Raw genomic sequence first — 5,409 nt, 5'->3', positions numbered from 1 at the left:
CGGGTGGCCGGTGGGGGAGGTGAGGGAGACGGGGACGGGGAAACGGTGGCGGACGGTTAGGGCGACGTGGACGAGGCCGATGAGGGCGGGGACCTCGATGAGCGGGCCGACGACGCCCGCGAGGGCCTGTCCGGAGGAGGCGCCGAAGGTGGCGATGGCGACCGCGATGGCGAGTTCGAAGTTGTTGCCCGCGGCGGTGAACGCCAGCGTCGTCACGCGCGGGTAGTCCAGACCGGCGGCGCGGCCGACGGCCATGGAACCCGTCCACATCACGGCGAAGTAGACCAGCAGGGGCAGGGCGACGCGCGCGACGTCGAGCGGCCGCGAGGTGATGGCGTCGCCTTGGAGCGCGAACAGCACGACGATCGTGAACAGCAGCCCGTACAGGGCGAACGGGCCGACGCGCGGGATCAGCCTCGTCTCGTACCAGGCGCGGCCCCTGGCCTTCTCGCCGAGGCGGCGGGTGAGGTAGCCGGCGGCGAGCGGGATGCCCAGGAAGATCAGTACGCTGCGGGCGATCTCCCACACCGACACGTCGAGGGCGGTCTGTTCGAGGCCGAGCAGGCCGGGCAGGGCGGACAGGTAGAACCAGCCGAGTCCGGCGAAGGCGATCACCTGGAAGACGCTGTTGAGCGCCACGAGCACGGCGGCGGCCTCGCGGTCGCCGCACGCCAGATCGTTCCAGATGACGACCATGGCGATGCAGCGGGCCAGCCCGACGATGATCAGGCCGGTCCGGTACTCGGGCAGGTCCGGCAGGAACAGCCAGGCGAGCGCGAACATCACCGCCGGGCCGAGCACCCAGTTCAGCAGCAGTGACGGGATGAGGAGGCGGCGGTCGCGGGTGACGGTGTCGAGGCGGTCGAAGCGGACCTTGGCCAGCACCGGGTACATCATCACCAGCAGCCCGAGCGCGATCGGCAGCGAGACGCCGGTGACGGTCACCCGCGCCAGCGCGTCCCCCAGGCCGGGTACGAGCCGGCCCAGACCGAGGCCGACGCCCATCGCGGCGAGGATCCACACGGCGAGGAACCGGTCGAGGAAGGACAGCCGGGCCCCGGCGGGGGTGGGGGCCGGGCGGGCCACGGTCACGACGAGGCCCCGGCCGGTCCGGGCAGGGGTGCTCCGGCGGGGCGGGTGAGGATGCCGGCGAGGCGGTCGGTCATCTCCGGCAGCAGCCGGTAGTACACCCACGTCCCGCGCCGCTCGGAGGCGATCAGCCCGGCCTGCCTGAGCAGCTTGAGGTGGTGGGAGATCGTCGGCTGGGACAGGTCGAACGCCGGGGTCAGATCGCAGACGCAGACCTCGCCGCCGGCGCGGGAGGCGATCATCGACAACAGCCGCAGCCGTACCGGGTCGCCGAGGGCCTTGAAGACCTTCGCCAGCTCCGCGGCCTGGTCCTCGGCGAGTGGCGCGGTGAGCAGGCCGGGGCAGCAGCCGTCGGGGCCTTCCTGTCCGAGCACCACCAATTCCTGATTCGACATGTCTCTATATTGACGTCTGTCGAATCAAGGTGCAAGCCTGTATTGACATCGATCGATGCAGTGAGGTGTCGGCGGGTATGTCCGAGCGGCTGCCCGGATCGGCACTGCGGAACGAGGAGATCGCCATGTCCCGTGTACAGCTCGCGCTCAACGTCGCCGACCTCGAAGCGTCGGTGGCCTTCTACTCCAAGCTCTTCGGCGTCGAGCCCGCCAAGCGCCGGCCCGGCTACGCGAACTTCGCCATCGCCGAGCCTCCGCTGAAGCTCGTCCTCATCGAAGGCGAGCCCGGCCAGGAGACCCGCCTGGACCACCTCGGCGTCGAGGTCGGGAGCGCCGGGCAGGTCGAGGCCGCGGCGGAGCGGCTGAAGGAGGCCGGTCTGGCCACCTTCGAGGAGAGCGACACGTCCTGCTGCTACGCCCTGCAGGACAAGGTGTGGGTCCACGGCCCCGGCCGTGAGCCCTGGGAGGTGTATGTGGTCAAGGCCGACGCGGACACCCTCGGGAAGAGCGCCGGCGCCGCGCCGGAGGCGTGCTGCGGCACCGCCGGGCGGTAGGGCGCCGGGGGTCCAGGGGCGGACGGACGGGTGCGTCGGGGAGTCGGCGTTGCCGGCCCCCGCCCGCTCAGGACAGGTGCCGGTACCGGCCCCGGAAGTACGTCAGCGGGCCGCTCTCCGTCGTCGAGGTGGCGGCCTTCAGGACGCGGCCGATGAAGAGGGTGTGGTCCCCGGCCGCCACTTGCTGCTCCGTCCGGCACTCCAGTACCGCGAGCGCTCCCCGGACGAGCGGCGAGCCGGAGAATTCGCCGCGCTCGTGCGGAAGGTCCTCGAACAGCAGCCGGTCGCTGACCCGCCCCTTCATCGCGAACCGTCCGGCGATCTGCCGCTGGCTCTCGGCGAGCAGGGAGACCGCCCAGAGGGGCTGCCGGGCCAGCAACTCCTCCATCCGGGAGTCGTTGCGAACGCTCACCATCACGAGCGGTGGGTCCAGGGATACGGAGAGGAACGCCGTCGCGGTCATGCCGACGTCCTCGCCCCGGGGGCCGTCGTCGGGGTCGTGCGCGGTCACCAGGACCACGCCCGCCGCCAGGCGGGCGAGGGCGGCGCGGAATTCCTCGGCGGTCACACCGTCAGCATGCGGTATGCGGGCCTCGGTGGGCGAAGTCGTCTGCAACACACGATCACGCTAGCCGCCTGTGACGGGCCGCCGTATCGGGCTGCGGTACCAGGACGGTCCTGGTACTGGGGACTAGGCCCCCGGTCGTCCGGCCGGGACCGGCCCTCCCCTCCGGGCGCCCCGCCGAGGCCCCGCCGCACCGCCCCTGACCTCGACGATCTCCCACAAAACGCGGCAGGCTCTGCCTTATTTGCGGACCGGAAACGTCGGATGTTTGCGAACGCTCCGTAAGGGGCGCCGTCACGCACTGTGACATGAGTCACAGAAGGCCCTATTTGTTGACCCTGTGTACCGAGTTGTCAGCTCCCTGTGATTCAGTGGCCGTGTAATCGGACGACAAGAAAATCTGGAGAGTCGCTGTCGAGGTCTCGGGGGAGAGCGAGCTATGGAAACCGAGTCGGAGCCGTATGTGCGTCTGACGACCCTGCGGCAGGTTCACCAGGCGGTGGCGGATCTGAATACCGCCCGCAGCCTCGCGGACACCTTGCAGACCGTCGCGGAGGGCGTGGTCAACGGGCTCGGGTACGAGCTCGCGGCGGTCAACCTGGTCCGCCCGGACGGTGACCTCGTGGTCGCCGCCGTCGCCGGGAGCGCGAGCGCCGAGGCGTTCCTGTCCGGCCGGGTCGGCTCGCGGGTGTCCTGGGAGCGCCGGCTCAGCATGGGCGAGCGCTGGGGCGAGCTGCGCTTCATCCCGTACACCGAGGGCTGGGTCCTCGACGACGACGACGTCCCGCAGTGGCGCACCACCGGCCCCGCGCCGCGCTTCCCCGACGAGTGGCACCCCATGGACCGGCTCCTCGCGCCCATGTACTCGGCCGGTTCCGCCAGCGGCGACCTGATCGGCGTCATCTCCGTCGACCGGCCGCGCAACGGCCGCCGCCCGGGCGCCTGGGGCCGCGAGGCGCTCCAGATGTACGCCTTCCAGTCCGCCGTCGCGATCAACAACGCCCGGCTGCGCGCCGACATGCAGCGCGCCCTCGTCCGCCTGGAGCGCGACCAGCAGGCCCTGCGCGCGAGCGAGGAGAGCTTCCGGCAGGCGTTCGAGTACGCGCCCAGCGGCATGGCCATCGCCGAGCTCGGCGGCGACCAGCACGGGCGGCTCCACCGCGCCAACGACGCGCTCTGCCGGCTGCTCGGCAGATCGGCCTCGCAGATGCGCCGCTACTCGTTCTCCGACCTCGTCCACCCCGAGGACATCGGCACCCTGCTCCGCACCTCCGCCGAGGGCGGCCGCGCCGAGCTGCGGCTGCGCCGCCGGGACGAGACGTACGTCTGGGTCTCGCTGCGCAACTCGGTGGTCGCCGACGCCGCCGACGGGCCGCGCCTGCTGCTCACCCACGTCGAGGACATCGAGGACCGCAAGCGGCACGAGCTCCAGCTCGCCCACCGCGCCAGCCACGACTCCCTGACCGGCCTGCCCAACAGCGCGGAGCTCCGCGCCCGGCTCAGCAGCCGGCTCTGCGGTCGCCCGCCCGGCAGCGAGACGCACACGGCGGTCGATCACGGCGCCTTCGGGCGGCTCGACGGGTTCGACGAGGTCGTCGGGTTCGGCGACCCCTTCGGCGGCCCGTTCGGGGAGCCCCTCGGCATACCGGGCGGCATCACCGGTGGCGTGTCGAGTGGCGTTCCGGGCGGCATCCCGGGTGGTATTCCGGGCGGTATTCCGGGCGGCGACGGCGCGTACGGGCACGACCGCGCCCCCGACCCGCTCGGCGACGACCGCCCGCCCGGCGGTTACCGCCCCGGCGATTACGGGGGCGATTACGGGACCGCCGGCTACCGGACGGCCGACTACGCGGCCGGCGACTACCCGGCCCCCGGCGCCGCGGGCTACGACCACCGCGACCACCACGTGCACACCGTCCCGCTCGACGAGGACAGCGCCGAGGGCGACAAGGGCCTCGCCGTCCTCTTCTGCGACCTGGACGGCTTCAAGTCCATCAACGACCGCTTCGGGCACCACACCGGCGACGCGGTGCTCATCGAGGTCGCCCGGCGGCTCAGCAGCGGCGTCCGCGACGGCGACACCGTGGCCCGGATGGGCGGCGACGAGTTCGTCGTCCTCGCCGACGGCCTCGGCCGCGCCGACGCGGAGGACCTGGCGGTCCGGCTGCGCAACGCGATCATCCCGCCCATCCGGGTCGACGGCCGGGCGGTGCGGGTCGGGGCGAGTTTCGGCATCGGCTGGGCGGGCTGCGGCATGTCCGCCGACGAGGTGCTGCGCTCCGCCGACCAGCGGATGTACGTCGAGAAGCGGTCCCGCGCCCGGACCGGCCGCCGTGCGGGCTGACCGGCCGGCGGCCCCCGCGGGCCCCCGTGTCAGGGCGTGCCACTTGCCGCACGGGGTAGGCTGCGCCGATGCGGCACCGCCGCCGGACCGTGGTGGCCGAACCGGCCTCGACAGCCGCGGACCGGTACACAGAACGTGGGTGCCGGACGGCACATCACGTGGGGAGTGACAGGGGATGACGGCCGGTAACAACGGCAACGGAAAGCCGGAGGACGAGGACCCGTTCGGGTACCTGTACCGCTCGGAGGGCGGGGACCAGGGCACCGACGCGGCTGCGTCCGCACCGCAGCCCGGCGTCCCCCGTACGTCGTACAACCAGGTCCGGCCGGTCGGCTCACGCCAGTACACGCCGCAGCAGGGCGGCGGTACGTACGGGGCGGGCATGCCGGCCCCCCAGCAGCCGACCCCGCACTACGCCGCCCCCGAGACCCTCCCGGGCGGCGCCCCCCGCCAGCCCGGCCC

5 protein-coding genes and 1 pseudogene are annotated in these 5,409 nt (G+C 72.6%); 3 read left to right on the top strand and 3 right to left on the bottom strand.

The window, feature by feature from the left end; genetic code table 11:
- The coding region (gene arsB / locus ACSNOK_RS30285; protein WP_436783994.1) for an ACR3 family arsenite efflux transporter at positions 1 to 1,086 on the bottom strand (1,086 nt) is incomplete at its 3' end.
- Positions 1,087 to 1,088: 2 nt separating this feature from the next.
- Positions 1,089 to 1,484 carry an ArsR/SmtB family transcription factor gene (locus tag ACSNOK_RS30280; protein WP_436783993.1) on the bottom strand — a complete coding sequence of 132 codons (396 nt, stop codon included), beginning with the start codon at positions 1,482 to 1,484 and terminating at the stop codon, positions 1,089 to 1,091.
- A 125-nt stretch (positions 1,485 to 1,609) separates the two neighbouring features.
- On the opposite strand from ACSNOK_RS30280, the gene ACSNOK_RS30275 reads away from it, so the two are divergent.
- Positions 1,610 to 2,038, top strand: coding sequence for an ArsI/CadI family heavy metal resistance metalloenzyme (locus ACSNOK_RS30275; protein ID WP_436783995.1), 429 nt, complete (start codon positions 1,610 to 1,612; stop codon positions 2,036 to 2,038).
- 67 nt (positions 2,039 to 2,105) lie between these two features.
- On the opposite strand, the gene ACSNOK_RS30270 is transcribed toward ACSNOK_RS30275, so the two are convergent.
- On the bottom strand, positions 2,106 to 2,657 hold the full coding sequence (locus ACSNOK_RS30270) for a flavin reductase family protein (RefSeq protein ID WP_436783992.1): 552 nt from the start codon (positions 2,655 to 2,657) through the stop codon (positions 2,106 to 2,108).
- A 385-nt stretch (positions 2,658 to 3,042) separates the two neighbouring features.
- Here ACSNOK_RS30270 and cdgB point away from each other — a divergent pair, with 385 nt between their 5' ends.
- Positions 3,043 to 4,947 (top strand): diguanylate cyclase CdgB, encoded by a 1,905-nt coding sequence (gene cdgB, locus ACSNOK_RS30265; RefSeq protein ID WP_436783991.1) that lies wholly within the window; start codon positions 3,043 to 3,045, stop codon positions 4,945 to 4,947.
- A gap of 175 nt (positions 4,948 to 5,122) precedes the next feature.
- A pseudogene (locus tag ACSNOK_RS30260) lies at positions 5,123 to 5,409 on the top strand (carbohydrate-binding protein); the annotation flags it as partial.

The organism is Streptomyces sp. URMC 126 (assembly GCF_051386555.1).
GTDB lineage: Bacteria > Actinomycetota > Actinomycetes > Streptomycetales > Streptomycetaceae > Streptomyces.
This window is presented reverse-complemented; position numbering and strand designations above follow the sequence as displayed.